The following is a 26,020-nucleotide window of genomic DNA, read 5'->3' on the forward strand; positions in this document are numbered from 1 at the left end:
GTTGGGCTTTTTTACGTCTGAAAGAAAGTTACCGAGTAGCATAGTATCAACCTGACCACCGTAGCGTGGGTTGAGTATTACGAAACCCACGGATAAAAGAAAACCACGATCCCTCTAATATCCCAATATTCACCTTTAAATCAGGCGCCCCTTTTGCTGCTTGCATTCCAATTTTGGAGAGACCGTAAGATAAAGATGAGAGATCCCTGTTAATACCAACGCTATTTATTAAGTAATCAAATTTGGTCCGATCTTGTGCACATACACTTAACATTATCAATATTTGAGCGAAATGTACTCGATGCTCTACATACTCCATAATGTCGTTATAATTAGTAAATGTTCGATTTGATATCTCCCTGCTATTTATGTATGTCTTTACTTAACAGTATGGTGCTTCAGCTTCGGCTAGTTGGGATGTAGCAGTACTACTGAGACATTTTTATATCTTAATGGTTATATCAATCTACTTACTATGCGAGATTTAAATATGGCGTTACTTCTAATTAATTTAAGGAATTGAAATGGTAAATAATGAAGTTGACGAGATACACCAAGATGTACTTATATGTGTAGAACATTCATTAGAACTTCTTATTAGCTATGCAAATAAAGGCTGGTTTAGCAATCATTTGATAGAAGCTGTACGTTTAAATGGATGGGATAAAAATCTTGATGATGATACTAATTTTATTAATTTACTTAGTGATAATTGGGATGATCTATGGTTTGAAGCTTTAATATTTTGCGAACCAAAACGGAAAGACCAACTATTAGAAGTGAAAACATGCTTTGATAAAAAGCTTTATTTTCCAGCTACAATGTCTTTAGCTGTTTTATGTGACTCTATTTATTGGGATAAATATTCATCTGCAAATGCATATAAAAAAGAGGGACTTATTGTATTTGAGAGGTTTTCAGCACAGTTTACACTGAGTCTTGAAAAGTCATGTTCTCTCAATTTTATTAAAGATTTAAAAGGTGGTAATTTGGTTTTTAAACAATATTTACATGAGGTTTATAGTGCTCTAAGTAAGACTCTTTGCAAACATGATATAAATAGTAACAATCAACAGGGCGTAAATGTACCTAATCGGCACGCAATAATACATGGCTATTATTCAGATGAATTTGATGAGACAAAGGCTTTTAAATGGCTTTCGATTTTTTTATTTTTTACTTTTGCTATGAATATCGATAAGTGGTTAACTGAAGTTTAGTCCAGAGCCATTTATAAACTTAGAGGGTGGACTTGATTAAGTAAGCATAGTGAAATTTCAGTGAGCCGCTTTTTATCGCTATTTGTATTCACGCCGTTGATTAATACATAGGTTTTACGATTATTGTTGCATTTAATTTTTATTACGATCAAAAACGCCAGCTCGTGGCTGGCGTTTTATGCAAATTTAAAGCGCGTAATTATGCTTTAGGGCCTGCGTTTTTGATTTCATCTGAAACATCGTATTTTGCGAAGTTTTCAGTGAAGTCTGTTGCAAGCTTGGTCGCGTACTCAGCGTATTTCGCTTTGTCTTCCCATGTATTAATTGGGTTAAGTAGTTCGCTATCAACACCTGGGACAGCAACTGGTACGTCTAGGTTTAACACATCAATATGTTGTGTTTCAACGCCGGCAAGTTTACCCGATACGATTGCATCAACAACAGCGCGTGTTGTTGGGATATCAAAGCGCTTACCAGTACCGTAAGGGCCACCAGTCCAACCTGTGTTAACAAGGTAAACTTTAGCGCCAAACTCGCGTACACGCTTCATAAGAAGCTCTGCGTAAACACCTGCAGGACGTGGGAAGAAAGGAGCGCCGAAACATGTTGAGAATGTAGATTCGATATCGCTGGTAGAGCCAATCTCAGTTGATCCCACTTTTGCAGTGTAACCGCTTAGGAAGTGGAACGCTGCTGCTTCTTCGCTAAGGATTGATACTGGTGGTAAAACACCACTTACATCACATGTTAAGAATACAACTGCTTTAGGCTCACCTGCGCGGTTTTCTACTTTACGTTTTTCAACGTGCTCAAGAGGATAAGCTGCGCGGCTATTTTGAGTTAGGCTTGTATCGTGAAAGTCAGGAATACCTTTTTCATCAAGTACCACGTTTTCTAGGATAGTTCCAAAGCGGATTGCATCCCAAATAACAGGCTCATTCTTTTGTGAAAGGTCGATACATTTTGCGTAACAGCCGCCTTCGATATTAAATACACTACCAGGTGCCCAGCCATGCTCATCATCACCGATTAGGAAACGAGTTGGATCAGCTGACAATGTTGTTTTACCTGTGCCAGATAAACCAAAGAATAAAGCTGTATCGCCTGCTTCACCTACGTTAGCAGAGCAGTGCATTGGTAATACACCTTTTGCTGGTAGTAGGAAGTTCTGCACAGAGAACATCGATTTTTTCATTTCACCGGCATAACGCATACCTGCTAGCAATACTTTGCGTTGTGCAAAGTTGATAATAACTGTGCCATCACTGTTTGTGCTATCACGCTCAGGGTCACATACAAATGAAGGAACATTCATTACCTGCCATTGAGGTAAATCAGATGCATTATAAGATTTAGGTTCGATAAACATGTTTTTGGCAAAAATATGGTGCCATGCAGTTTCTGTAGTAACAACTACAGGTAAATAGTGCTCAGGATCAGCGCCAACTTCAAGGTGAGAGATGAAGTGGTCATTGCTTTGCACATGTGCTTCTACACGTGCCCATAAAGCGTCAAATTTATCTGCATCGAAAGGGCGATTTACATTTCCCCATTGGATATCATTTTCAGTACTTGATTCTTGAACAATAAAACGGTCTTTTGGAGAACGACCAGTACGACGACCGGTGTTAGCAACAAAAGCTCCATTGGCGGCTAAAGTCCCTTCGCCACGACGGATCGCGTGTTCGACAAGTTCAGCTGCAGTTAGATCGACAAAACGAGTAGCGCTTGAAGTCATGTTTATACCTAAATTGTGTGAGATTGAACGGGATAGCTCTGGGGTTCTAAAGACCTTTAAGCTGCATTTATAGTAACAGATGGATTAGGGATATTCGAGCCTATGAACACCCTAAAAACATATATATTTACGAAAAAACATGAATAATTTCAATGATACCGGTGTCATAAAAATCACAAAAATTATGACACCGGTATCAACTGCGTGCACAAAAAAGCCGCACTATTTGCGGCTTAATAATTAAACAGTTTTAATCTAGCGTTTAGTTGAAGATACTCTTGATATCTTGTTCGCTAAAAATGTAATCCTTTAAGCAGTAATGGCAACTAATTTTCACTTCGCCATTAGCAGCGGCATCATCAAGGAGTGCTTGTTGGCCAACATTAACCAGTGCTGTAATTGTTCTTTCACGGGTACAACCACACTTGAAGTGAATAGCCTGGGGTTCGTAAACGCGAGGGTTGTCTTCATGGTATAAGCGAGTAAGCACAGTCGTTGCATCCAACGTTAGCAATTCTTCATCTTTAATTGTATTACTAAGTGCTTCAAGGTGAGTAAAGTCTTCGATAGATTTTTCTTTATTAACAGGTAAAACCTGAAGCAACAAACCAGACGCTTTCTCTGATTCGGCAGTTGTATCTGTGGCAAACCAAAGGCGTGTTTGTAGTTGCTCTGATTGGGCAAAGTAAGCTTCTAAGCATTCAGCCAGTGTTTCGTGTTCTAACGGAACAATACCTTGGTAACGTTCACCTTTATTAGGTGTAATGGTTAATACCATCACACCATTGCCAATTAGCTCTTTAATAGTTGAGCCTGCGACTTCACTTTGTAAGCGAGCAATACCACGCATGTTTTGTTGATCGTCTCCATTTATTACTGCATATTTTACAGGTCCGTCGCCCTGTAATTGAACAGCAATATCACCTTCAAATTTTAAAGTTGCTGTTAATAAGCAGGTTGCCACTAACAACTCACCCAGTAGCTTTTGCACGGCAACAGGGTAATCGTGACCCGCGATCATTTCTTGATAGGTTTGCTCTATTTGAACTAGTTCGCCTCTGACGTCTAGTTGTTCAAATGTATAACGGTGAAGTAAATCTTGTTGCATGAGTGACATTACCTAACTTGATTTCATTTTTAAAAGTTCGCGTCTTTGTTTTTTATCCGGCTTTCGATCTGGATGTGGGGCAAAGAAACTATTATTTTTGCGGGCAATACTATTTGCTTCGCGTTTTTCTATACTGGCTTGGGATTCTTCATATAAGGTTTGTGCAATGGGGGCACCAGCACGTTTTTCAACTACTTTAAGCACAGTAATGATTTTTTCATCGACCCCTTGAGCTAGTTTTATTTGAGCCCCGAGTTCAACAATTTTACTGGGTTTAGTCCGTTGTCCATTATAATGCACTTTACCGCCTTGCACCATGTCACGTGCGATTGCACGGGTTTTATAAAAGCGCGCAGCCCATAGCCATTTATCTAAACGTACACTGAGAGTTTCATTATTAGAGGTTGAAACGCGGGTGTTACTTTTTGACACAATTGTATTCTTTAAAATAGCGGCACCATAAGGCAAAATTTATCATGAAACGAACTACTAATGAAATAGTCGTCGTATTTCTTAGCAGTAAAAGACCTTAATTCAGCTTGTTTACAAAGTTTAATATTAGTGCGCTTGTTGAATGAAAAATGAAAAGGTACTATAGGTTCGCGATATAGCAGTAAATTAAAATAAGAAACGACATTTATGGATCAGCAATTACAGCAGCTAAAACAATTTTTAGGCAAATTACCTCACGCTAAATTAAGTTGGGTGGTAATGATATTAGTCGTTGTTTATATTGCTTTTTTAATGGCTAAGTTATTCTGGCTTGTATGGCCAGAGCCAACGAATACGCCCATTCAGAGCAGCTATTCTGCCCCTGAAAATACACAATCAAATAGATCTAATTCTTCATCTATCCTAGCGCTTAATTTATTTGGTAAAGCGGATGCGCAGCCCAAAAAAACATCAACCCGCCAAGAGAAAGTTATTAACAATGCACCAGAAACCCGTTTAAGTATAAATTTAACGGGCATTGTTGCGGTAAGTAATAATGACAAAAATGGTTTGGCAGTTATTGAATCGCAAGGGCAACAAGTAACCTACCTTGTGGATGATGTGGTTAAAGGTACTCGGGCTAAACTGGCTCAAGTTCACCCTGATCGCGTAATACTGGATGTAAGTGGCCGGTTCGAAACATTAATGCTTGATGGTTTAGATTTTACTAAAACGGTTTCAATGCCAGTTCTTGCAGAGCGTGAAGGCGAAAGAGACTTCGATCAAGGTCCTCAAGACGTAGAGCAAATTGATGCAACGGCAAACGAAGAGGTTAAAAGCTCAATCCTTGAAACGCGTGATGAATTACTACAAGACCCAGGTAAGCTTTTTGATTACATCCGTATTTCTCAAGCGATGAGAGACGGTGAGCTTGTTGGTTATCGATTAAGCCCAGGTAAAGATCCTGCGCTTTTCAAAAAAATGGGGCTACAGAATAACGATTTAGCTGTTTCTATCAACGGCTATCAACTAACAGATATGCAACAGGCCATGTCAGCTATTAATGAGCTGCGTAACAGCACCGATGCAAACATTACGATTGAACGTGATGGTGAGCAAATCGATGTTCAATTTAGCCTGCAATAATTTAGCTTTGGAGTTTTAATATAATGGTCAACGCGCTACACCTCAAAAAAATCAGAAAAGGGTTAGCTAAGTACGCGACACTTTTTTTTGCGGCTAGTTTATCTCTCTCGGTGTCAGCCGTTGAGTATGCTGCAAACTTTAAAGGCACAGATATTAATGAGTTCATTAATATTGTGGGTAAAAACCTAAATAAAACCGTCATCATTGATCCAAACGTTCGTGGCAAAGTGAATGTTCGCAGCTATGAGTTAATGGATGAAGCACTTTATTATCAATTTTTCTTAAATGTGTTGGAAGTTTATGGCTACTCAGCGGTAGAAATGGATAACGGCATAATAAAAATTGAAAAAAGTTCGGATGCTAAAAAATCAAATGTTCCGCTAATAACAAAAGATAATCAAGCGAGCGGCGACATGATGGTTACCCGTGTTGTACGTGTAAAAAACGTAAGCGTGCAAGAGCTTGGTCCTTTAGTTCGTCAATTCAGTGATCAAAAAGATGGTGGTCACGTTGCTAACTTTAATGCAGCAAACGTGATGATGCTAACGGGGCATGCTGCTTCGGTTAATCGCCTTGTGGAAATTATTCGCTCCGTTGACCAAGCCGGTGACAAACGCGTAGATATTGTTAAATTAAACTTTGCCACAGCAGATGATGTGGTCTCTGTTGTTGAAAATATTTACAAAGATAGCGGTAAAGGCAGTGTGCCAGAGTTTTTGATTCCTAAAGTTGTTGCTGATGGCCGTACCAATAGTGTTATCGTCAGCGGTGAAGGCCAAGCAAGAACACGTGCTATCGAGCTGATCAAACGTCTTGATGGTGAACTACAAAATCAAGGTAACACCAAAGTAATTTATTTAAATTACGCCAATTCTGAAGACTTAGTAAAAGTGCTTCAAGGCGTAAGTAAAACTCTTGCAGAAGAAGGTCAATCAGGTTCAACTAAAACGCGTAGCCGCAGCCAGAATGAAACCAGCATTGAAGCTCACCCAGATTCAAATTCACTGGTTATTACCGCTCAGCCTGACACTATGCGCTCTCTTGAGTCCGTAATTGAACGTTTAGATATTCGCCGAGCACAAGTATTAGTTGAGGCGATTATTGTTGAAGTAATGGAAGCCGATGGCGTTAACTTTGGTCTGCAGTGGATCTCTGAGCAGGGTGGCATGGTGCAGTTTAACAACGGCAACACAGTGCCTGTGGGCTCATTAGCTGTAGCAGCAGAGCAAGCCCGTGATAAAACGATTAAAAAGAATATTACCGGAAGCGAGACCGGCAATACGACCCCTTATGAAGAGACCGTTGAAGGCGATTTAGGACCACTAGCTGCTTTACTTGGCGGTATCAATGGTCTTGCCATGGGGATTATTAAAAACGACTGGGGCGCGATTATTCAAGCGGTATCCAGTGATACCAATTCAAATATCCTTGCAACGCCGTCTGTTACAACGATGGATAATGAAGAAGCATCGATGATTGTTGGTCAAGAAGTGCCTATTATTACCGGTTCGCAAACTGGCTCTAATAACTCAAACCCATTCCAAACGGTTGAGCGCCAAGAGGTCGGTGTTAAGCTTAAAGTAACACCACAGATCAATGACGGAACGGCAGTACAATTGACCATTGAGCAAGAAGTATCAGGGGTAAGTGGTACAACGTCAGTTGATATTTCAATTAACAAGCGTGCAATTAAAACCACCGTGATGGCCGATGATGGCGGTATGGTTGTGTTAGGTGGCTTGATTGACGAAGATGTACAAGAAAGTGTGTCGAAGGTGCCTTTATTAGGTGATATTCCGATTCTTGGTCATTTATTCCGTTCAACAAGTACTAGTAAGCGTAAGCGTAACTTAATTGTATTTATTCGTCCGACTATTATTCGTGATGGCATTAAGATGAATCAATTAAGCCATAGCAAATATAACTTTATTCGTGGCGAGCAATTTAAGCAAAAAGAAGATGGTATTGATTTAATGCCGCTTGAAGAAGCGCCTATTTTACCAGAGTGGAATGATGCACTTGTGCTTCCTCCAACGTACGAAGAATACCTAAAACAGCAAAATGCAGACGAGCGCAATAATGACTGAAGCCATCACCCCAGTAAATGAAGAGCTTGAATCATCACTGCATGGCAATGAATTGTTAACCAGTGACGATTTAGTTGAGCTACCACCTAAACGTTTGCCATTTTCGTATGCCAGACGTGCAGGTGTGTTGTTAAGTAAGCACAATGAGAACTGGGTGGTTTATTATCGTGGTGAGCTTGCGATTGATGTGTTGCTTGAAGTGCGCCGTATTGCAGGCCACGGATTTACCCTTGAGCAACTTCCTGATGATAAGTTTGAGCTGTTATTAGAAGCGTCTTATCAGCGCGATAGTTCTGAAACACAGCAGATGATGGAAGATATCGGCAATGAGGTTGATTTATTCTCGCTTGCTGAAGAGATGCCGCAAACAGAAGATTTACTTGCTGGTGATGACGATGCGCCAATCATTAAATTGATTAACGCGATGCTCAGTGAAGCTATCAAAGAGGGCGCGTCTGATATCCACATTGAAACCTTTGAGCAAGAACTAGTTATTCGATTTAGGGTTGATGGGGTACTAAAAGAAGTACTTAAGCCAAACCGTAAATTAGCTTCATTACTAGTATCACGTATTAAAGTAATGGCGAAGCTCGATATTGCTGAAAAACGCATTCCGCAAGATGGTCGTATAAGCTTGCGTATCGCTGGGCGCGCAGTTGATGTACGTGTATCAACAATGCCGTCAAGCTTTGGTGAGCGCGTGGTACTGCGTTTATTAGATAAAAATAATGCTCGCTTAAACCTTGAAGACTTAGGAATGACACTGCGAAATCGTGAGTTGTTTTCTGATTTGATCAGTAAACCTCATGGCATTATTTTGGTGACTGGGCCGACAGGTTCAGGTAAAAGTACCACGCTTTATGCGGGTATGAGCCAAATCAACTCGCGCGATCGTAATATTCTTACTGTCGAAGATCCTATCGAGTATGAAATTCCAGGTATTGGCCAAACGCAAGTAAATGCCAAAGTAGACATGACATTTGCGCGTGGTTTACGCGCTATATTACGTCAAGATCCTGATGTGGTTATGGTCGGTGAAATACGTGATTTAGAAACTGCGCAAATTGGTGTGCAAGCTTCACTTACAGGCCACTTAGTAATGTCCACGCTGCATACAAACACCGCAGCAGGCGCGATTTCTCGTATGGAAGATATGGGTGTTGAACCATTTTTACTGTCGTCGTCATTGCTTGGCGTTCTTTCACAGCGCTTAGTGCGTACTTTATGTGGTAGCTGTAAAGAAGCACACACTGCGGATGAACGAGAGTGTGAACTGCTGGGTGTGCCAAATGACAATCCGCCGACTATTTATCGTGCAGTGGGTTGTGAAGAATGTAACTTTAACGGCTATCGCGGACGTACCGGTATTCACGAACTATTAGTGGTTGACGAGGCCGTGCGCGAACTTGTGCACAGTGGTAAAGGTGAGCAAAGTGTTGAAAAGTATATTCGCAAACACACCCCAAGCATTCGACAAGATGGTTGTAGCCGTGTGTTAGACGGTAAAACAACCCTTGAAGAAGTATTACGTGTTACCCGTGAGGAAGGCTAATGGCTGCGTTTGAGTATCGTGCGCTTGATGGTCGCGGAAAAGAAAAAAAAGGTATTCTAGAAGCGGATACAGCAAAACAAATCCGCCAATCTTTGCGCGAGCAAGGCCTCACTCCATTAGAAGTAGTGCCCGCAGCAGAGGGCGATAAGCAAGTAAAAGGGGCCAAGCAATCCCTTTTTTCTGGCATGTTTAAATCTAAAATATCAACCTCAGATCTTGCGCTGATCACCCGTCAATTAGCCACGCTTATTCAATCATCCTTGCCTGTGGAAGGCGCTGTAATGGCTGTTGCAGAACAGTGTGAAAAGCCGCGTTTAAAACGTATGCTTATGTCGGTGCGCTCAAAAGTCGTTGAAGGCTATACATTAGCGGATGGTATGTCAGAGTTTCCACATGTATTTGATAACTTATATCGTGCCATGGTGGCAGCTGGGGAGAAGTCAGGGCACCTCGATGCCGTACTGAATCGTTTAGCTGATTACACTGAGCAGCGCCAGCATATGCGTAGTCAAATTACCCAAGCTATGGTTTACCCTGTCATCTTAGTGATATTTGCCATTGGTATTGTGTCGGTTTTATTAGGCACTGTGGTACCAAAAATTCTTAAAACCTTTGAGAAGTCTAAGCAAGTATTACCATGGACGACTGAGTGGGTAATGGCGGCAAGTAACTTTGTACAAAATTACTGGTTAATATCGCTTGTTGTGATAACCGCGTTGGCTATAGGTATTAAACATGCACTTAAACAGCCAAAAATTCGTTTTTGGTATGATGCGAAAATTTTAGTGATGCCAGGTATTGGTAAAGTTGCACGTAGTATTAATACGGCGCGCTTTGCCCGTACGCTAAGTATTTTATCATCCAGTTCAGTGCCTTTACTTGAAGGGATGCGCATTTCGGGTGGCGTACTGGTTAACGAAAAAATTAAAAAAGCCGTTGGTGATGCAGCAACTCGTGTCAGTGAGGGGGCTAGTTTGCGTGCATCATTACAGGAGACAAAATTGTTTCCGCCGATGATGCTACACATGATTGCAAGTGGTGAAAAATCGGGTGAGCTTGAGCAAATGCTCGAGCGCGCTGCCAACAATCAAGACCGTGAGTTTGAAACCATGGTAAATGTCTCGCTAAAACTCTTAGAGCCTGCGATGATAGCGTCGATGGCAGTCATTGTTTTATTTATTGTTATGGCTATTTTGCAGCCAATTATGGCAATGAATAAAGCAATAGGGCTTTAACCGATTCAAGGATTTGTAACAAGCGCGTTGTTACAGTGATTAATTAATAAGAAAACAGAGGTACGAACGTGAATAAACAATCAGGTTTCTCATTACTCGAAGTTATGGTGGTACTGGTTATCATTGGCATGATTATGTCAATCGTGGCACCTAATATTATGGGTCAGCAAGAAGAAGCAGCTATCGATAAGGCGCATCTAGATATACAGCAGTTAGAAGATGCTATGAGTCTTTATAAGTTAAAAAATAAAGCTTATTTAACAACTGAGCAAGGTTTAGAAGGACTCGTTGATAAAACCAGCATTGAGCCTGTTCCTCGTCGTTTCCCTGACGGTGGTTTTATTTCTAAGTTACCTGAAGATCCATGGGGTAATCCATACCAGTTAATCAGCCCAGGAGAAGTGGGTAAGATTGATATCTTCTCAATGGGACCAGACGGTGAAGCCGGCACTGATGACGACATCGGTAACTGGGATGAAGAAAAACAGTAATGACGAATACTAGCAAGGCGTTTCAAAACGTGACATGTGGTTTGTTATGTTAATGAACCGCGGCAGCTTGCGCCGAACTAAGCAGCCCTCGTATAAGCGAGGGTTTAGCTTAATTGAAATTTTAGTGGTGTTGGTTGTCATAGCCTTCGCCACCAAAATGGTGGTATACAGCCTTGATGGAGGGGCTGAAGACGCTCTCGAAAAGCAAGCGCTGAGGCTGCATACCACCATTAACATGGCTTCTGAATTCGCTATTTTAAACCAAGTAGAATTAGGCTTTCACATCGATGAGGATGTGTTTGAATTTTTAGTTTTTGACGGTGAGAAATGGGTGACATTTGACCGCGAGCAACTCTTTGAACCTTTAACGATTACTGAAGAATTTAAATTAACACTAAACCTAGAAGACTTGGCTTGGGCACAAGAAAACTTATTAGAGCAATCTAATTGGCGTGAGCTAATGAGCTCAGATGACGAGGATAGTTTACTTGAGCTAAAAAAGCTTAAAATCCCACAAGTGCTTATTCTATCTTCGGGTGAAATCAGTGCTTTCCAATTGATTTTTGAACTTCAAAAGCAACCAGAACCTGTTTATTTCATTGAAGGTGAGTTTTTAGCGCCCGTTAATTTACGTCGTGAGCCAGAGTAATGCGTGTAGTTAAAGGTTTTACCTTACTCGAAGTAATGGTTGCACTAAGTATTTGTGCACTTGCAGGTATTGCCGCCATGCAAGCCACTGGTGAGCATATAAACCATTTATCAAGCCTTGAAGAGCAAACCTATGCTTCGTGGGTCGCTGAGAATGTGATGGTTGAGCAGCGAGCGAAAGGGAGTAAGTGGCAAGGTAAAAATGGCGCAAAAGGCACTGAAAACATGGCGGGAATTGACTGGTATTGGCGCCAGGATGTAATAGCAACCGCAGACAAAAGCTTTTTAAAAGTCACTATAAATGTCTTCAGTGATGAAAAACTAGAACAACCAGTGTACGAGTTAACAAGCTATTTAAATAAAGGTGGTACTCGGTGAAGCAGCGTGGTTTTACACTTCTTGAAGTCATGGTAGCGCTGGGTATCCTTGCTTTTGTCGTGCTAGCAACTCATCAAATTTTAGATTCTACAACGAAAGCTAAAGAAGCATCGGATGAGAAAATTGCCGAGTTGAATGGCTTGCAAACTACGTTTAGGTTGATGGACCAAGATTTTAGCCAAATGACAAAGCGCGAAGTTCGCAATCAATCAGGCGATATACAAGAAAGCTACATTTTAGCTGGCCGATATACACTGGATAGCCAGTACGACGGCATTGGGTTTGTGCGAGATGGTTGGGTTAACCCTATTAACTTACTGCCACGCTCAGAACTGCAAGCAGTGGGTTATCGTGTTATTGACGATAAACTAGAACGCGTTTATCGCGTATACGTTGATCAGCTTGATAACACCGAGCCCCGCTCACAAGTTATTTTAAGTGATATCGAAGACCTCAAGTTTGAGTTTTTAGACGATAAAAATGAATGGCAAGAGCAATGGGAAATCAAAGCATTGCCAAAAGCTGTGGCGGTTACGATTCAACAAATTGATCAAGAGCCACTTAAACGTGTATTTTTGGTGCCGGGTAATGGCAAAGTGACCGTATCGCCTTCTTCTGCAAACAATGGCGGTAGTGGTGCTGGCAATCAAAGTCAGCGAGGAAATGGCTGATGGCGATTAAATCATCCCGTGGTGCAGCACTTGTTATTGTTTTATTTATTGTTGCTTTAGCTTCTATCTTAGCTGTTGAAATGAGTGCTAACTTAATGGTGCAAGTACAACGTAGCACTAACATTCAAGGTCATCAGCAGGCTAAGTGGTATGCCTATGCGGCTGAAGAGTTAGCTATTAAGGCCTTGCTGCAAAGTAAAAAAGACGACCCTGACAAAACAACGTTACAGCAAGTTTGGGCGCAACAAGCGGGAGTCCCTTTTCCTGTTGATAATGGCACCATTCAAGGGGCTATTACTGATCTTCAAGCATGTTTAAATTTAAATGCATTAAGGGCAGAAGCGCCGACTAATGGAAAAGTGAAAACCAACCTAGCACACACAGCTTTATTGGAGTTGCTAAAAAATATTGAAGATTTACCTGCTGATGAATCAGAAGAGAGTATGGCCGATAGCGTTTATGACTGGTTAGATAAAGACAGCATTACCTATCGCTCTGGCGCTGAAGAGGATGAGTATTCTTCGCGAGATTACCCTTATTTGACGGCAAATAATTACTTTGCATCGACGTCGGAGCTACGGTTAATTCGTGGTTTTAATCCATTAGTAATGGAAAAGTTGTTACCGTTTGTCTGTGTTATACCTGGCAGCGAACTACTTGCAATTAATGTTAATACACTCGATCCTGAACATGCACTTTTATTAAGTGCCTTCATTGATGGCTTAGAAGAGTCGGGGGCGCAAAGTGTACTTGCAGCGAGACCCGAAGAAGGTTTTAGTGATATAGAAGAATTTTTTGAGCAGATAAATCAACAAGGGGCAAGAAACGTCAAGTCCATTGAGAAGCTGTTCACTATCAATAGCGAATATTTTAAACTACAAGCGCAGGCTGAATTTGTAGAGCTGCGTTTTTCGATGACCACTTTACTACATGCCAAAGATGGCGAAGTAACTATACTGGCGCGAAAATTTGGAGGCGTACAGTGACAGAAATACTCTTGATCCGCACGGGTCAAACCCAGCAAGATCGTATTAATTGGTTGGTATATTCACCATTAGAACAAGAAATAATTGCCAGCGGCGAAGTGCCTCATGCTGAGCATTTAAGTGAATTATCTGACAAAGCAAAACAGCGTGAAGTTGTTGTATTGTTGCCTAGCGATCAGGTTCAATTAAAAACAGTTGAACTACCCACTAAATGGAACCGTAAGTTAGAGCAAGCATTACCGTATATGCTTGAAGAAGATATTGCGTGTGATATTGATGACTTGTTTATTGCGATTGCAGAGTCAACTCAGGTTGAAGATAAACATGCCATCAATGTGGCTATGACCGACCGCGAATGGTTTGAAAGTTGGCTCGATACCTTTGCTGAGCATAATATTGATATCATCAAACTGCTACCCGATGCATTATTGTTACCAACCTCTGAAAACGGTATTAGTGCAATTGAGTTAAACTCTCAATGGTTGTGTAAGTATGGTGAATGGCACATCAGTGCAGTTGAGTCTTCTTGGATGGCTGAGTATTTAACGGCGCTTGGCAATCCTGAGGTAGCGCATTACAGTCCTGCGACAGGTTTTCCAGAAGCTGTGCCTTTAACTGCCCAAACAGCTGACTATGATTTGCCCCTAGCGTTATTTGCTAAACAATTACCAACAACAAAATTTAATTTACGCCAAGGCCAATACCAACTGAAGAAAAAAACACCACTATGGTGGGGGTATTGGAAAGGGGTAGCCGTTGCTGCCAGTATCGCTTTGGTTAGCTCTGTGGTCATTAAAGGGTTTGAGCTATATCACCTAAATAGTGAACTTGAAGTTGCTAAGTCGCAGGTTGTTGAGCGTTACAGTAAAGCTTTTCCTAGTAAAACGGTGCGACCTCACCTCATCAGAAGTCAAATTAGAGGTGAATTGGCAAAAATAGAAGGTGGAAGCAGTGCTGGCTTTTTAGAATTAACCAGTGAGCTTGTCACTGTGTTTAGCCAAGTAAACGATTTTACACCTGAGACTCTACGATATGATCAACGTCGTAATGAGTTAAGAATTCGTGCTCGCGGTAAAGACTTCCAAACCTTTGGTAAAGTTAAATCGATTTTAGAGCAGCGGGGCTTAACGGTTGACCAAGGGTCATTAAATAATGATGGTGACTTTGTTGTTGGTGAATTAAAGCTCGGAGGTGCAGCATGAAGCAGCAACTTGAAAAGTATTGGGGCTCTTTAAAAGAGCAAGAGCAGCAATTAATCATGGTTGCAGGCGGTATTTTTGTTGTTTTTGTTTTGGTGATGGGCATTTTCAGACCGCTTAATAATGCCATTGCACAAGCGCAGGCAGATCAAATAAAACAACAAGAGCTATTAACCTGGGTTGATAACAGTATTGTTAAACTAAAAGCGGCAGGCAGCCGCTCTATTAGTAACAATAAAAACTTAAGCCAAATAGTAAATACGACGCGAGGGCGTTTTGATATCACTATTAGCAAGATGCAACCGAGTGATAACTCATTGCGCTTAACCATCGATTCAGTGCAATTTAACAAGCTTGTTGAATGGCTTGATGAAATGGTCAATAACGAAGGCGTGCAGATTGATAATTTAGATCTTAGCCGTGATGACAAGCAAGGTTATGTGCGTGTAAGCCGACTGGTATTAGAGAAATAATAATGAAAAAAACAGCATTCCTTATCGTTATATTTATTTTTAGTTTTATTGTTTTTGCTTTATTAAAAACACCCGCAGCCGTAGCGGTTAACCTTGCAAGCAGCCATTTTCCAAAAGGGCTCGAGATTGGCAAGGTATCCGGCAGTGTGTGGCAAGGTCGCATAATGCAGTTACGTTTTGATGGGGAGCAAATTAATAACCTCAGTTGGGATGTTTCAGCGTGGGCACTATTTACAGGGCAGCTCTCTGGTAACCTTAAATTTGGCAATATTAGAGATACATCGGATATATCAGGCCGAGGTGACTTCAGCTACGGTTTACTTGATCAATCAGTTGCACTTACCGATGCCACATTAAGGTTAAGTGTAGAGCGTGCAATGCAGCGTTTGCAGTTACCGTTACCTATCAATGCTAAAGGCCGCGTTATTGTGGATTTAGATGAGTATAATTCAGGCGCACCATATTGCGACACTTTGACAGGGGAAATTGCTAGCCCTAACATAGATGTACAAGGCTTATCGGGTTGGTTTAGTATCGGGCCATTGAGTGGGCAGTTGAGTTGTAAGTCTGGTGATATTGCAGTGTTAGTTGACCCTGATAATCGTTTAGGGCTGGAAGCTGATGCAGTATTAAAAGCTAATTTAGATTTTAAAGTGGCCGGGTTTATTAAACCCGATTTAACTTTACCAAAAGAAGTCCATGATGCAGTGAAGCTTTTATTTCGTGCTGATCGTGATGGTCGTTACCCCCTTAATCTTTAATGGTTGATAGAGTATCTTATGCAAATACCCGCATTCACAGAGCAACACGCTGAACAGCTTAATACATTTTTAGCAGGGCGCAGCAAAGCAATGACCCTACCACAAAGCCAAGGTTATTTGTTTGCTGTAATTTGCTCACCAGAGCCGCTGGATGTTCACGAATGGCTTGATGTTATTGTGCCTGATACGCAAGGTCAGCTAGAGGAAGAAGTATTGTTTTCTTTTATGGCGTTGTACCATCAAATAAGTGAGCAAGTTTATGAAACTGGGTTTAAATTACCTGTTTCCTTAAAGCATAACGACACCCACGACAGTTATCTTGATCTTGAGCAGTGCAAAATGTGGTGTAATGGATTTGTGCAAGGCGCACAAGCGTATTATACCAAGCTAAGCCAAGTGCAAACATTAGATAGCGCACTTTTAGAGGCTCTACAAACAGCGTATGCAAGCTTAGGCTTCTTTGCTTTGGACAATGAAGTTATCGCATCCATCGCGCAGCAAAACAACATCACTGAGTCGCAGTTAGCGCAGAGTCAGTATGAATTGATGGGTGATTTCGCGTTAGGGTTTGCTGAATTAATAGAGATAGTTGCTGTTCAAAGTGGGCTTTACACAGAAGACGATGAAACCTGGAACTAGTTTAACCTAGCTCCAATACTATTTCAGTGCAGCCCTTAGGGCACTTTGCAACCCCTTGGCCTGGCTTAGGGGTTTTTAGATCGAGTGTTAAAATACCTTGGCATTTTTCACACTTCACTGTATTTCCTTTCGCCAGCTTTTTAAGCAGGTTCTTGTGCTGATTAAATGATGCACTACTTTTCTTTGTTAACGCTGAAAAGTCCACTATTTACCTCGACGTTCAGCAAGCGACTCTGCGGCAATTTTACATACTGTGTTTAATCGATCTTCATAGAAGTATAAGTTGAGATCATTGCTGCGGCAGTAGCGAGTATGAAAAAGCTGTAATTGCTCGTCTGTTTGCAACGTTTCTTCTAAATACTCAAGCTCAGAGTCAGAGAGTGAGAGTGCTGACTTGATTCTGTTTTTAGCCATGTTCGCAGCAGGCCCGCGATTGATATTGCTGGCATCACTTAAAATACCAACACCTTGGCCAAGTAGTTTTTCTCTTGGTTCTTTTATCATCGGGTGGTCGATTGTAAACAATGCCAGTACGACGATGACAAGGAAAAGAAATTTTTTCATAGTTTAATTAACTTTGATCTGAACGGGTAAGAGTTGAGGGACAGTGTAATAAAATGCACCTTTATAAAGCAAGTGACTAAGATGAATAATTAATGGCAATGAAAGTCAGCTTTTTTAGGCAGACTTGATATAATGCGTAAGAACGATTAGATTTTTCAGAAATCTCTGAACGTTACTAGGCTAACGTTCAGTTTTGCACTATTTTTATAGTTAAGGTTCGCTACTTAGCATAGATAGTTTGCAAGAATGTTCGACTATTATTCTCCAAAGGCGTTGAGGGACTTCGATGGACAAGCAAATAAAAGTAAAGAATATACCTACAGAGGTAAAGATTGAAAGGCCCGATCTTAATGCCCCTGAGGATAGGTTTAATCCCCGAAATCGTATTTATGTACGTGCAGTGACAGGCTTGCATCAATTGCTAAGGCAACGTATTGGTTTTATCGGCATGCTCGCATTTATGGCATTACCGTGGATAAACTTTAATGGCCAGCAAGCTGTGCTGTTTGATTTGATTGGGCAAAAATTTAATATTTTTGGCCTAACACTATGGCCTCAAGATTTTACAATCCTTGCGTTTATTCTCATGCTATCAGCTTTTGCTTTATTCTTGGTAACCACCTTTTATGGGCGAGTGTGGTGTGGGTATACCTGCCCACAAACTGTTTGGACGTTTATCTTTATTTGGTTTGAAGAAAAGTTTGAAGGCACAGCCAATCAACGTAAAAAGCTTGATCAGCGCCCCATGGACTTTGATAAGTTTTGGCGAAAGACCGCCAAACACAGTAGTTGGATCGCTTTTTCTTTATATACGGCGCTTTCCTTTGTTGGCTATTTTACACCTATAAGAGAGCTGATCCCTGACTTTGTTACCTTAAATGTGGGCGGTTATGCATTGGTCAGTATTATCGTATTTGCGGTGTGTACTTACGGTAATGCCGGGTGGATGCGTGAGATTATGTGCTTACATATTTGTCCTTATTCACGCTTTCAATCAGCGATGTTCGACAAAGACACATTTACCGTAAGCTATGATGAGCAGCGCGGTGAAAACCGTGGCCCTCGCTCTCGTAAACAAGACCCAAAAGAACTCAACCTAGGTGATTGCATTGATTGTAACTTGTGCGTACAAGTATGCCCCACGGGTATTGATATTCGAAATGGTCTACAAGCTGAGTGTATAAACTGCGGAGCATGTATTGATGCGTGTGATGGGGTAATGGATAAGATGAACTACCCGCGTGGGCTTATTTCATATACCACAGAGCGTAATTTAGAAACGCCGGATAATAAAACCAATCCGATGCGTCCTAAAATAATAGGTTACATCGTTATTTTAGTGCTGTTAACTTCAGCGCTTGTGGCGAACATTGTGCTTCGCAAGCCTATGGACTTAGATATTATCCGTGATAGAAACCAGCTGTACCGTGTCGACTTTAATGGGCTAGTTGAAAATACGTATACCCTTAAAGTGATCAACAAAGCGCAATACGAGCAGAGTTTTAATGTAAAAGTTGAAGGGCTAGACAACTTTGAGTACATAGGTAAGCAAACATTTACTGTACAAGCGGGTGAATCACATAACGTTCCATTGTCATTAGTAATGGATCCTTATGATTTGAAAAGGCCAGTAACGAAATTTAACTTTGTGTTATCACCAACAAATGATCCGAGTTCGCAAATTTCGCAACCGAGTAACTTTTTTAAAGCGCGATAGTTAAGTACACTAACAAAAATTAAAGAGCGGGATTTTCCCGCTTTTTTTATATTGATGAGAATTATGAGTAAATTTAGCTTTGAAGGTTTAACACCTGACTCAATATTGGATGCAGTTGAGAGTATTGGTATTTATGCTGAGTCAGGTTTATTAGCGTTAAACAGTTACGAAAATCGGGTTTATCAGTTTAAAGCTGAAGATGGCAACCGCTATGTAGTGAAGTTTTACCGCCCCGAACGCTGGAGTAAAGCACAAATTATAGAAGAGCACCGGTTTGCGTTTGAGCTCGCAGAGGCTGAAGTACCGGTTGTTGCGCCTATTATCCATAATGGTGAAAGTTTATTTGAACATAACGGGTCTCTTTTTACCTTGTTCCCGAGTGTAGGCGGGCGCATATTTGAAGTTGATAATCTTGATCAATTAGATGTTTTAGGGCGTTTAATAGGGCGTATGCATCAAGTTGCACATGCCAGTGAGTTTAGTCAACGCCCTGTGATGGGGTGTGGTGAATATTTAGATACAGCTAAAATTCAGTTACAAAGTAGTAATCTCGTGCCTAGTAGTCTCGCGACTGCATTCTATACCATTCTTGATATGGTGATTACTGAGACTAAAGCGCAGTATCACGATGTTAAAACAATTCGCCTGCATGGTGACTGCCATGCTGGGAATATACTTTGGGCTGGGGATGCGCTTATGTTTGTGGATTTAGATGATAGCCGCCAGGGTCCAGCCATTCAGGATTTATGGATGATGCTCAGTGGTGATCGAAATAACCAGCTGTTACAGTTAGATACCTTAGTCGCTGCGTATGAAGAATTTTGCGATTTTGACCACTCTCAACTCAAATTAATTGAACCTTTACGTGCGATGCGTATGATTCATTATATGGGATGGTTAGCTAAACGCTGGGATGATCCTGCATTTCCAAGGAACTTTTCATGGTTTGCAGATGACAAATACTGGGAGCAACAAATTTTAGCACTGAAAGAGCAGTACTCTGCACTAAAAGAGCCGCCGCTAAAATTATTGCCATAAAAATTATTCAAAAAAGTTAATAGAGAGTCCAATGCTTAAAAAATTAAAATTGAGTTTATTACTATTGTGTTTACCTTTTGCTGCACTAGCTGCAGATTTTAAAGCAGGTGATCAATACACAGTGTTAGATATTGAAAAAAGCAACACACCGCAGGTGACAGAGTTTTTCTCATTTTATTGCCCTCATTGCTTTAAATTTGAACCTGTTGCAAAGGCTTTAGAGAAAAGCCTGCCTTCAGGTGCAGAGTTTGTTAAAAGTCATGTTAATTTTTTAGGTGGCTTATCTCCACAAGTACAAAGTAACCTAAGCTATGCCTACATTATTGCAAAGCAAAACGGAAAAGGTGAGCAAGTTGCAGATCAAATCTTTAAAAGCATTCATGTTCAGCGTGCTCCCCTTGATAATATTAAAGATGTGAAGCAGCTGCTAGAGTTAAATGGTATCGATAACGCAAAGTTTGACCAAGAGATTGCGAGTATGCCAGTAATAGCGGCTGAGCGAGCAATGCAAGATAAGCAAAATAAGTTTTCAAAATTGGGTGCTTTAACGGGCGTGCCAACTTTTATCGTTAACGATAAATATAAAATCAATATTAATACCATCAAGAGCCAACAGCAGCTTGATGAGTTAGTTGCCTTTTTATTAAAACAATAAGCGATTAAAACAATAATTTTTGGAGTAAGTGAATAATGATTAAATTAGTTAAGGCTGGATTGCTGGCACTATTGTTACCTTTAGCAGCAACAGCTGCGCCATCGAAGTATGAAGAGGGCGTGCATTACGAAGTTGTATCTGAACGAGCGAGCAAAAAGCCAGAAGTGAAAGAGTTCTTTTCATTTTACTGCCCTGCATGTAATAACTATGAATCGCTATTGGACGAAGTTAAGCCTAAGCTAGATAAAAGCGTTGAGTTTAAGAAAAGTCATGTTGATTTTGTAGGCGTACGTAATGCTGAAAATCAGCAAATGATTTCTCAAGCACTTGCAACTGCAGAAGTGTTACCACAAAAAGATGCACTCATTGCTGCTATGTTTAATCACATTCATGCAAAGCGCGCCAAGTTTAATGAGCTTGCTGACATTAAAGATGTATTCGTAGCGCAAGGCGTTGACGGCGACAAATTTGATAAAGTATATAAGAGCTTTTCGGTGCGCACTATGTCATCAAAAATGAAGCGCGATCAAACTTATTACCAAGAAAAAGGCGCATTGCGTGGAGTGCCGACCTTTATCGTTAATGGTAAGTATAAACTTAATCTAGGTCGTGAGACTGGAATTACAGCGCCGGAAGATATCAGTAAGTTGATTAACTACCTAGCTGCAAAATAAACAAGCCATATTAATGGTATTAAGAAGCTCCGTACGCGGAGCTTTTTTATTGGACAAACAATGGAAAAAATACTCGTTTCAAGCTGCTTACTTGGTAAACCCGTACGTTACGATGGCACAGGCCAAACGCTTTCTCACCCGCAAATAACTACATGGCAATTACAAGGTCGCATTGTGCCTCTTTGTCCTGAGGTTGCTGGTGGATTATCGACACCTAGAGCGCCAGCTGAAATCAGTGACGGTAAAGTCATTACAAATGACAATGAAGATGTAACTGCTGCATTCAGGTTAGGCGCGCAGAAGGCCCTACAACTTTGCATGCTTCATAATATTCGCTTTGCGTTACTTAAAGAGTCTAGCCCATCTTGCGGGCGCAATACGATTTATGATGGTACACATAAAGGGAATAAAATAGCGGGAATGGGGTTAACAGCTGAAATGTTAGTGAGCAATGGCATTGAGGTATTCAGTGAATCGCAAATGCCAGCACTTATAAAAGCACTGGCAAAAGAGTAAGCGTTATTTTTTCTGTAAAAATACACCGGATTCAATATGGTGGGTATATGGGAATTGATCAAAAATAGCAAAACGTTTTACTTCATGAGTTTTACACAAGTGATCAAGATCTCGCTCAAGTGTGTCTGGGTTACATGAGATATAAATGATACTTTCGTAATTCGCGACTAAATCACATGTCAGCGTATCCATGCCAGCTCGCGGTGGATCGACAAGGATAGTTTGGCAATCATAACTTTTTAGATCAATCCCTTCTAAACGTGAGAATGTACGCTCGCCGTTCATAGCTTGAGTAAACTCTTCGCTCGACATACGGATAATATCTAAATTAGTCACATTATTTTTTGCAATATTATATTGAGCTGAGTGCACCGATGACTTTGAGATTTCTGTTGCAAGTACTCGATCAAATGAGCCTGCCAATGCAATGGAGAAATTACCATTACCACAGTAGAGCTCTAGTAGGTCGTTTTTAAGTGGTGCGCATAACTGTTGCGCCCACTCCAGCATTTTTATATTTACCCTGGCATTAGGCTGAGTAAAACTGTTTTCAACTTGTTGGAATATTAATTCTTGACCATTGACGGTTAAGCGCTCTGTGACAAAGTCTTCACCTAGCACTTCTTTTTGTTTACGAGCACGACCGATAAAATCAATTTTAAACGTCTTGCTCAGCTTAGCTTTAAGTGCTTTTATTTCTGCCATCCATTGTTCATCAAGTGGCTTATGGTAAAGCAGGCTAACTAATATCTCACCGCTTAAAGTAGACAGGTAATCAATTTGGAATAATTTACGGCGTAAAACTTCGCAGTCTTTTAAGTTGTCGATCATGGCAGCCATTACATCGCCAATTAAAGGTGCCGCAGGGTCGAAGGTATCAACACGTATTTTTTCTTTTGTAGCTTGGTCAAACATAATGTGGAATAAATCGTCACCTTCATGCCATACTCTAAATTCAGCGCGTTGACGGTAGTGAATGGGCTCAGAGCCAAATACTTCTAATTGCTCAACACCGAAACGTTGGAATTGCGCAATGATACGTTGCTCTTTCTCGTTTAACTGCGCATCGTATATTGATGTATCTATCTTAATCACTGCCATTATGTTTGCTACCTTTTTCTTTTAGCTACTTATCGGCGCTATTGTAGGGGGCAGAGAGTATTTGTCTAGTTTTGCGTAATGAAAGGTGATGTTTTTTTGTACATTTATCTTTAGTTATTTTAGTTCAGGCCGATAATAAAGAATGCAACTATAGGAGTCGGATCATGAAAATTGGCAATTTTGGCTATGTGCCTAACAATAACGTCAATCAAAACAGTAACAAAGCCGGTGCACTGCAGCAACCGACAATACAATCTCCCCAAGATAGTTATCAGCAACGTGGTAAAGAGCTCGCTGCTAAAGTACTAGGTGAGAAAATGGCTGAAGCGCTGGGCTTGCCTGTAGTGGAAGAGAAAAAAGATAAACCCCTGTTTGATTTCGAAGAAATTGTAAAAAACGTTTTAGGCTTTGTTACCGGCGCCGTAAAAAAAGCGCAAGCCGATGGTGCGGATGACGATCAGCTTAAAGAAATGCTTGGTGCAGCACGAAAAGGCGTTCAAACCGGGATAGATGGTGCTGTTGATGAATTAAAAGGCACAGGTGTCTTTAATGATGAAATTGAGCAGGGCATTGAAAAGTCAAAAGAAGGTATCTTTAATGGCCTTGATGACTTTGAAGAGGATTTATTTAATCCAAAACCTAATTCCGTCAGTGTTAGCCAAGCCCAATATTTAAGTTTGAGTAATAATGCAGAGTATAAATTCACAACTGCTGAAGGCGATGAAGTGAGTATTAGCTTTGCAGATGCTTTCAAACAACAATCAGCAAGTAGTTATCAGCGCTCCGGAGATAATGAAGGGTTTGCAAGAGAATCATCACAATCTCGCGACTTATCGTTTAGCATGTCTGTAAATGGTGATTTAAATGAGGATGAACAAGAAGCCATTAATGCTTTAATGGAAGATCTTCAAAGTGTGAGCCAAACCTTTTTTGGTGGCGACCTAGAAGAGGCTTTTGAGCAAGCACAAGAATTGAACCTCGGTAATGAGCAGCTGGTGGCTTTTTCAATGGACTTAAAGCAAACTAAAACGTTTGCGTCTATAAAAGGGTATGAAGAGAATAGACCCGCTCCAGAGAAAGAAATTGCAAATAAAGTAGCGCCATTTAATGATGACTTGAAAGAGGCATTTAACAAAGCGAATGAACTTGGCTTACAAAATCAATTGTCAGGAATTCTTCAGTGGTTAAACCAAGACCAAGAAGAGATTGGTAAACTTGTTGATTATACAAAAGCAATGTTTGAACAAATGAATAACTTGCGTGAAACAGTATCTGAAGCTTAGACTTTATTTTACCAAGAGTGCATGGCAAACTGCTCAGCTTAAGTAAAGTCTGGAGCCAGTAGTTTGTCATCACATATTTTAGTATTCGATTCAGGTATTGGCGGGACAACGGTACTTGAGCATATTCAAGCATTAATCCCTAATGCCTCTTTTAGCTATTTTATGGATAATGCTTACCTACCTTACGGAGAATTAAGTTCGCAACAGATTATTGCAAGGCTAACCTCTCTTTTACATTTCATCGAAAACGAAAAACTTCACGTTGATATATTGGTAATTGCGTGTAATACGGCATCCACTTCAGCATTAGCCGTAATTAGATCTTTAACAACTATACCTATAGTAGGTGTGGTACCGGCAATTAAACCTGCTGCAGCTATAACTAAAAGTAAACGTATCGGTTTATTAGCTACACCAGCAACCACACGTAGCAAATACACACAGCAGCTTATTGAAAGTTATGGGCAAGGAGTTACTGTTGACTTGTATAGCAGTGTCGAACTTGTAGCTATTGCAGAGCAGCTTTATCTTACTGGCGAGTTTAGTCAATTTAGATTCGACCAAGAGATGCAGAGGTTAGAAGTTCATAAAGATACAGATGTGCTTGTTCTTGGGTGCACTCATTTTCCTATATTAGCTAAACATATAGATAGCTACTACGATGGTGTAATACAGTTACTAGATTCAGGCGCAGCAATTGCACATAGAGTAAGAACGTTATTAAATGTTGGTGAAGAAAAGCGGATTGACCCTGCAGTTTTAGCCGAACAAAAAAAACCGCTGCATTATTATGCAACGGCTTCTGTATTAACGACTAAACTAAATATAGTAAGTGTTAAGCTGATTGATTAGTCTCAGTACGGATTGAGCTAGCGTCATCATCTTGTTTTTGTTTCGCTTCACGAACTTTAAGCGTTCGCTGTTGAAACTCACTATCATTTAATTTAGTTATTGCATTGTCTGCATCAGATTCTGCCATTTCAACAAAACCAAAGCCACGACGCTTACCTGTGTTTTTATCCTTTAATAGGCGAACGTTGAAGACTTTACCTTGTTCTTCAAATAAAGCACGAACAACACTTTCATTTGCACGATAAGGAAGGTTGCCAACATAAAGTGTTTTTGTTTTTACTTCAGCTTCTTCAACTACGTCAGATGACATCGCGCCAACAACAAGACCACCAACTAATACACCTACTGCAAACAGTAAGCCAGAGCTTAATGCTAAACTTGAAAGTGCAAAGTTGACTATAACAAAACCTATAACAGCAAGAACAACTAAAGAGATAAGAGATTTTTGATCGGGTAATTTCATTTTTGATCTACCAATAAACAGGAAATAAACATTAATTTAACATTGTGAACTTGCTATCTTAACGCGATAAATAAACATATCAATGTTATTTATGTGAAATTATTAAATTTGCCTCAGAAAATGGGGTTAAAACCCGCGTAGAGTGACTATTTAATGGGTTTTTGAGTGCTTTTTGAGCGAACGATTAAAAGTTTTAAAAAAAGGGTTGATCTGTTTTCGGATCTCCCTATAATGCGACCCCACTGAGACGGCAGAGCAGGCAACGCTTAAGCTGCAAGCAAGTCACTTAGTAAGTCGAGTAAAACTTGAGTTTAGATTTTAATAAAGTTTAAAATTAAGTGTTGACAAAAAAATAGGAAAGCGTAACATGCGCAGCCCTAGCGAGATAAAGCA

General features: G+C 40.5%; 28 protein-coding genes. 21 read left to right on the top strand and 7 right to left on the bottom strand.

The window, feature by feature from the left end; translation table 11 throughout:
• Positions 1-524: 524 nt before the first annotated feature.
• Positions 525-1,220 carry a hypothetical protein gene (locus tag ACHUE3_RS19265; RefSeq protein ID WP_394193914.1) on the top strand — a complete coding sequence of 232 codons (696 nt, stop codon included), beginning with the start codon at positions 525-527 and terminating at the stop codon, positions 1,218-1,220.
• A 199-nt stretch (positions 1,221-1,419) separates the two neighbouring features.
• Here the strand turns inward: ACHUE3_RS19265 and ACHUE3_RS19270 are convergent, their stop codons facing one another.
• From ACHUE3_RS19270 to hslR, 3 genes are all read right to left on the bottom strand, one after another.
• On the bottom strand, positions 1,420-2,958 hold the full coding sequence (locus ACHUE3_RS19270) for a phosphoenolpyruvate carboxykinase (protein WP_394193915.1): 1,539 nt from the start codon (positions 2,956-2,958) through the stop codon (positions 1,420-1,422).
• A gap of 262 nt (positions 2,959-3,220) precedes the next feature.
• Complete coding sequence (hslO, locus tag ACHUE3_RS19275; protein ID WP_394193916.1) at positions 3,221-4,066, bottom strand: Hsp33 family molecular chaperone HslO; 846 nt, start codon at positions 4,064-4,066, stop codon at positions 3,221-3,223.
• 12 nt (positions 4,067-4,078) lie between these two features.
• A complete protein-coding gene (hslR, locus tag ACHUE3_RS19280; RefSeq protein ID WP_394193937.1) occupies positions 4,079-4,501 on the bottom strand; it encodes a ribosome-associated heat shock protein Hsp15 in 423 nt (140 codons plus the stop codon).
• Between the two features lie 204 nt (positions 4,502-4,705).
• On the opposite strand from hslR, the gene gspC reads away from it, so the two are divergent.
• The 13 genes from gspC to ACHUE3_RS19345 all read left to right on the top strand — a co-directional run bounded on the left by gspC (position 4,706) and on the right by ACHUE3_RS19345 (position 16,764).
• Positions 4,706-5,644, top strand: a complete 939-nt coding sequence (gene gspC, locus ACHUE3_RS19285) for a type II secretion system protein GspC (RefSeq protein WP_394193917.1) — start codon at positions 4,706-4,708, stop codon at positions 5,642-5,644.
• Between the two features lie 23 nt (positions 5,645-5,667).
• Positions 5,668-7,731 (top strand): type II secretion system secretin GspD, encoded by a 2,064-nt coding sequence (gspD, locus tag ACHUE3_RS19290; protein WP_135476610.1) that lies wholly within the window; start codon positions 5,668-5,670, stop codon positions 7,729-7,731.
• A complete protein-coding gene (gene gspE, locus ACHUE3_RS19295) occupies positions 7,724-9,283 on the top strand; it encodes a type II secretion system ATPase GspE (RefSeq protein ID WP_394193918.1) in 1,560 nt (519 codons plus the stop codon). Before gspD ends, gspE begins: the two co-directional genes overlap by 8 nt.
• Positions 9,283-10,518: a type II secretion system inner membrane protein GspF gene (gspF, locus tag ACHUE3_RS19300; RefSeq protein WP_394193919.1), complete on the top strand. Its 1,236-nt coding sequence runs from the start codon at positions 9,283-9,285 to the stop codon at positions 10,516-10,518. The genes gspE and gspF overlap by 1 nt, the downstream gene beginning before the upstream one ends.
• Before the next feature lie 68 nt (positions 10,519-10,586).
• Positions 10,587-11,009 (top strand): type II secretion system major pseudopilin GspG, encoded by a 423-nt coding sequence (gene gspG / locus ACHUE3_RS19305; RefSeq protein WP_058562102.1) that lies wholly within the window; start codon positions 10,587-10,589, stop codon positions 11,007-11,009.
• A gap of 46 nt (positions 11,010-11,055) precedes the next feature.
• Positions 11,056-11,658 (top strand): type II secretion system minor pseudopilin GspH, encoded by a 603-nt coding sequence (gene gspH / locus ACHUE3_RS19310; protein ID WP_394193920.1) that lies wholly within the window; start codon positions 11,056-11,058, stop codon positions 11,656-11,658.
• Positions 11,658-12,035 carry a type II secretion system minor pseudopilin GspI gene (gene gspI / locus ACHUE3_RS19315; protein ID WP_394193921.1) on the top strand — a complete coding sequence of 126 codons (378 nt, stop codon included), beginning with the start codon at positions 11,658-11,660 and terminating at the stop codon, positions 12,033-12,035. Before gspH ends, gspI begins: the two co-directional genes overlap by 1 nt.
• The gene (gspJ, locus tag ACHUE3_RS19320; protein ID WP_394193922.1) at positions 12,032-12,706 is read left to right on the top strand and encodes a type II secretion system minor pseudopilin GspJ; all 675 of its coding nucleotides are present in this window, start codon (positions 12,032-12,034) and stop codon (positions 12,704-12,706) included. Before gspI ends, gspJ begins: the two co-directional genes overlap by 4 nt.
• Positions 12,706-13,692 (top strand): type II secretion system minor pseudopilin GspK, encoded by a 987-nt coding sequence (gspK, locus tag ACHUE3_RS19325; RefSeq protein WP_394193923.1) that lies wholly within the window; start codon positions 12,706-12,708, stop codon positions 13,690-13,692. The genes gspJ and gspK overlap by 1 nt, the downstream gene beginning before the upstream one ends.
• Positions 13,689-14,894, top strand: coding sequence for a type II secretion system protein GspL (gspL, locus tag ACHUE3_RS19330; RefSeq protein WP_394193924.1), 1,206 nt, complete (start codon positions 13,689-13,691; stop codon positions 14,892-14,894). The genes gspK and gspL overlap by 4 nt, the downstream gene beginning before the upstream one ends.
• Complete coding sequence (gspM, locus tag ACHUE3_RS19335; RefSeq protein ID WP_394193925.1) at positions 14,891-15,364, top strand: type II secretion system protein GspM; 474 nt, start codon at positions 14,891-14,893, stop codon at positions 15,362-15,364. Before gspL ends, gspM begins: the two co-directional genes overlap by 4 nt.
• Before the next feature lie 2 nt (positions 15,365-15,366).
• Entirely contained in the window at positions 15,367-16,125 is a 759-nt protein-coding gene (locus tag ACHUE3_RS19340; RefSeq protein WP_394193926.1) for a type II secretion system protein N, read from the top strand.
• An 18-nt stretch (positions 16,126-16,143) separates the two neighbouring features.
• Positions 16,144-16,764, top strand: a complete 621-nt coding sequence (locus tag ACHUE3_RS19345) for a UPF0149 family protein (RefSeq protein WP_394193927.1) — start codon at positions 16,144-16,146, stop codon at positions 16,762-16,764.
• 1 nt (position 16,765) lies between these two features.
• Here the strand turns inward: ACHUE3_RS19345 and ACHUE3_RS19350 are convergent, their stop codons facing one another.
• Together ACHUE3_RS19350 and ACHUE3_RS19355 are read right to left on the bottom strand one after the other, a co-directional pair.
• A complete protein-coding gene (locus ACHUE3_RS19350) occupies positions 16,766-16,969 on the bottom strand; it encodes a hypothetical protein (RefSeq protein WP_058562110.1) in 204 nt (67 codons plus the stop codon).
• Positions 16,969-17,328 (bottom strand): hypothetical protein, encoded by a 360-nt coding sequence (locus tag ACHUE3_RS19355; RefSeq protein ID WP_099297658.1) that lies wholly within the window; start codon positions 17,326-17,328, stop codon positions 16,969-16,971. Before ACHUE3_RS19355 ends, ACHUE3_RS19350 begins: the two co-directional genes overlap by 1 nt.
• A 286-nt stretch (positions 17,329-17,614) precedes the next feature.
• Here ACHUE3_RS19355 and ccoG point away from each other — a divergent pair, with 286 nt between their 5' ends.
• The 5 genes from ccoG to ACHUE3_RS19380 all read left to right on the top strand — a co-directional run bounded on the left by ccoG (position 17,615) and on the right by ACHUE3_RS19380 (position 21,928).
• On the top strand, positions 17,615-19,045 hold the full coding sequence (ccoG, locus tag ACHUE3_RS19360) for a cytochrome c oxidase accessory protein CcoG (RefSeq protein ID WP_394193928.1): 1,431 nt from the start codon (positions 17,615-17,617) through the stop codon (positions 19,043-19,045).
• A 63-nt stretch (positions 19,046-19,108) separates the two neighbouring features.
• Positions 19,109-20,083 carry a serine/threonine protein kinase gene (locus ACHUE3_RS19365; protein ID WP_394193929.1) on the top strand — a complete coding sequence of 325 codons (975 nt, stop codon included), beginning with the start codon at positions 19,109-19,111 and terminating at the stop codon, positions 20,081-20,083.
• 31 nt (positions 20,084-20,114) lie between these two features.
• Positions 20,115-20,738 (top strand): thiol:disulfide interchange protein DsbA/DsbL, encoded by a 624-nt coding sequence (locus ACHUE3_RS19370; protein WP_394193930.1) that lies wholly within the window; start codon positions 20,115-20,117, stop codon positions 20,736-20,738.
• 35 nt (positions 20,739-20,773) lie between these two features.
• Positions 20,774-21,412: a thiol:disulfide interchange protein DsbA/DsbL gene (locus tag ACHUE3_RS19375; protein WP_394193931.1), complete on the top strand. Its 639-nt coding sequence runs from the start codon at positions 20,774-20,776 to the stop codon at positions 21,410-21,412.
• 60 nt (positions 21,413-21,472) lie between these two features.
• Positions 21,473-21,928: a 2-thiouracil desulfurase family protein gene (locus ACHUE3_RS19380; RefSeq protein ID WP_394193932.1), complete on the top strand. Its 456-nt coding sequence runs from the start codon at positions 21,473-21,475 to the stop codon at positions 21,926-21,928.
• A gap of 3 nt (positions 21,929-21,931) precedes the next feature.
• Here ACHUE3_RS19380 and trmA read toward each other — a convergent pair whose 3' ends face one another.
• Positions 21,932-23,029, bottom strand: a complete 1,098-nt coding sequence (gene trmA, locus ACHUE3_RS19385) for a tRNA (uridine(54)-C5)-methyltransferase TrmA (RefSeq protein ID WP_394193933.1) — start codon at positions 23,027-23,029, stop codon at positions 21,932-21,934.
• Between the two features lie 164 nt (positions 23,030-23,193).
• On the opposite strand from trmA, the gene ACHUE3_RS19390 reads away from it, so the two are divergent.
• Both ACHUE3_RS19390 and murI read left to right on the top strand, forming a co-directional pair.
• Positions 23,194-24,312 (top strand): DUF5610 domain-containing protein, encoded by a 1,119-nt coding sequence (locus ACHUE3_RS19390; RefSeq protein ID WP_394193934.1) that lies wholly within the window; start codon positions 23,194-23,196, stop codon positions 24,310-24,312.
• Positions 24,313-24,375: 63 nt separating this feature from the next.
• Entirely contained in the window at positions 24,376-25,164 is a 789-nt protein-coding gene (murI, locus tag ACHUE3_RS19395) for a glutamate racemase (RefSeq protein WP_394193935.1), read from the top strand.
• Here the strand turns inward: murI and ACHUE3_RS19400 are convergent.
• The gene (locus tag ACHUE3_RS19400; RefSeq protein ID WP_394193936.1) at positions 25,148-25,627 is read right to left on the bottom strand and encodes an RNA recognition motif domain-containing protein; all 480 of its coding nucleotides are present in this window, start codon (positions 25,625-25,627) and stop codon (positions 25,148-25,150) included. The genes murI and ACHUE3_RS19400 overlap by 17 nt on opposite strands.
• Between the last annotated feature and the right edge of the window lie 393 nt (positions 25,628-26,020).

Source organism: Pseudoalteromonas atlantica (assembly GCF_043641955.1).
GTDB lineage: Bacteria > Pseudomonadota > Gammaproteobacteria > Enterobacterales > Alteromonadaceae > Pseudoalteromonas > Pseudoalteromonas atlantica_A.

What these genes read in the sequence shown, in the direction of transcription:
- ACHUE3_RS19265 (WP_394193914.1), top strand. Translation starts at nt 525, where the DNA reads ATGGTAAATAATGAAGTTGACGAGATACACCAAGATGTACTTATATGT.
- ACHUE3_RS19270 (WP_394193915.1), bottom strand. Translation starts at nt 2,958, where the DNA reads ATGACTTCAAGCGCTACTCGTTTTGTCGATCTAACTGCAGCTGAACTT.
- hslO (WP_394193916.1), bottom strand. Translation starts at nt 4,066, where the DNA reads ATGCAACAAGATTTACTTCACCGTTATACATTTGAACAACTAGACGTC.
- gspC (WP_394193917.1), top strand. Translation starts at nt 4,706, where the DNA reads ATGGATCAGCAATTACAGCAGCTAAAACAATTTTTAGGCAAATTACCT.
- gspD (WP_135476610.1), top strand. Translation starts at nt 5,668, where the DNA reads ATGGTCAACGCGCTACACCTCAAAAAAATCAGAAAAGGGTTAGCTAAG.
- gspE (WP_394193918.1), top strand. Translation starts at nt 7,724, where the DNA reads ATGACTGAAGCCATCACCCCAGTAAATGAAGAGCTTGAATCATCACTG.
- gspF (WP_394193919.1), top strand. Translation starts at nt 9,283, where the DNA reads ATGGCTGCGTTTGAGTATCGTGCGCTTGATGGTCGCGGAAAAGAAAAA.
- gspH (WP_394193920.1), top strand. Translation starts at nt 11,056, where the DNA reads ATGTTAATGAACCGCGGCAGCTTGCGCCGAACTAAGCAGCCCTCGTAT.
- gspI (WP_394193921.1), top strand. Translation starts at nt 11,658, where the DNA reads ATGCGTGTAGTTAAAGGTTTTACCTTACTCGAAGTAATGGTTGCACTA.
- gspK (WP_394193923.1), top strand. Translation starts at nt 12,706, where the DNA reads ATGGCGATTAAATCATCCCGTGGTGCAGCACTTGTTATTGTTTTATTT.
- gspM (WP_394193925.1), top strand. Translation starts at nt 14,891, where the DNA reads ATGAAGCAGCAACTTGAAAAGTATTGGGGCTCTTTAAAAGAGCAAGAG.
- ACHUE3_RS19340 (WP_394193926.1), top strand. Translation starts at nt 15,367, where the DNA reads ATGAAAAAAACAGCATTCCTTATCGTTATATTTATTTTTAGTTTTATT.
- ACHUE3_RS19345 (WP_394193927.1), top strand. Translation starts at nt 16,144, where the DNA reads ATGCAAATACCCGCATTCACAGAGCAACACGCTGAACAGCTTAATACA.
- ACHUE3_RS19355 (WP_099297658.1), bottom strand. Translation starts at nt 17,328, where the DNA reads ATGAAAAAATTTCTTTTCCTTGTCATCGTCGTACTGGCATTGTTTACA.
- ccoG (WP_394193928.1), top strand. Translation starts at nt 17,615, where the DNA reads ATGGACAAGCAAATAAAAGTAAAGAATATACCTACAGAGGTAAAGATT.
- ACHUE3_RS19365 (WP_394193929.1), top strand. Translation starts at nt 19,109, where the DNA reads ATGAGTAAATTTAGCTTTGAAGGTTTAACACCTGACTCAATATTGGAT.
- ACHUE3_RS19370 (WP_394193930.1), top strand. Translation starts at nt 20,115, where the DNA reads ATGCTTAAAAAATTAAAATTGAGTTTATTACTATTGTGTTTACCTTTT.
- ACHUE3_RS19375 (WP_394193931.1), top strand. Translation starts at nt 20,774, where the DNA reads ATGATTAAATTAGTTAAGGCTGGATTGCTGGCACTATTGTTACCTTTA.
- ACHUE3_RS19380 (WP_394193932.1), top strand. Translation starts at nt 21,473, where the DNA reads ATGGAAAAAATACTCGTTTCAAGCTGCTTACTTGGTAAACCCGTACGT.
- trmA (WP_394193933.1), bottom strand. Translation starts at nt 23,029, where the DNA reads ATGGCAGTGATTAAGATAGATACATCAATATACGATGCGCAGTTAAAC.
- ACHUE3_RS19390 (WP_394193934.1), top strand. Translation starts at nt 23,194, where the DNA reads ATGAAAATTGGCAATTTTGGCTATGTGCCTAACAATAACGTCAATCAA.
- ACHUE3_RS19400 (WP_394193936.1), bottom strand. Translation starts at nt 25,627, where the DNA reads ATGAAATTACCCGATCAAAAATCTCTTATCTCTTTAGTTGTTCTTGCT.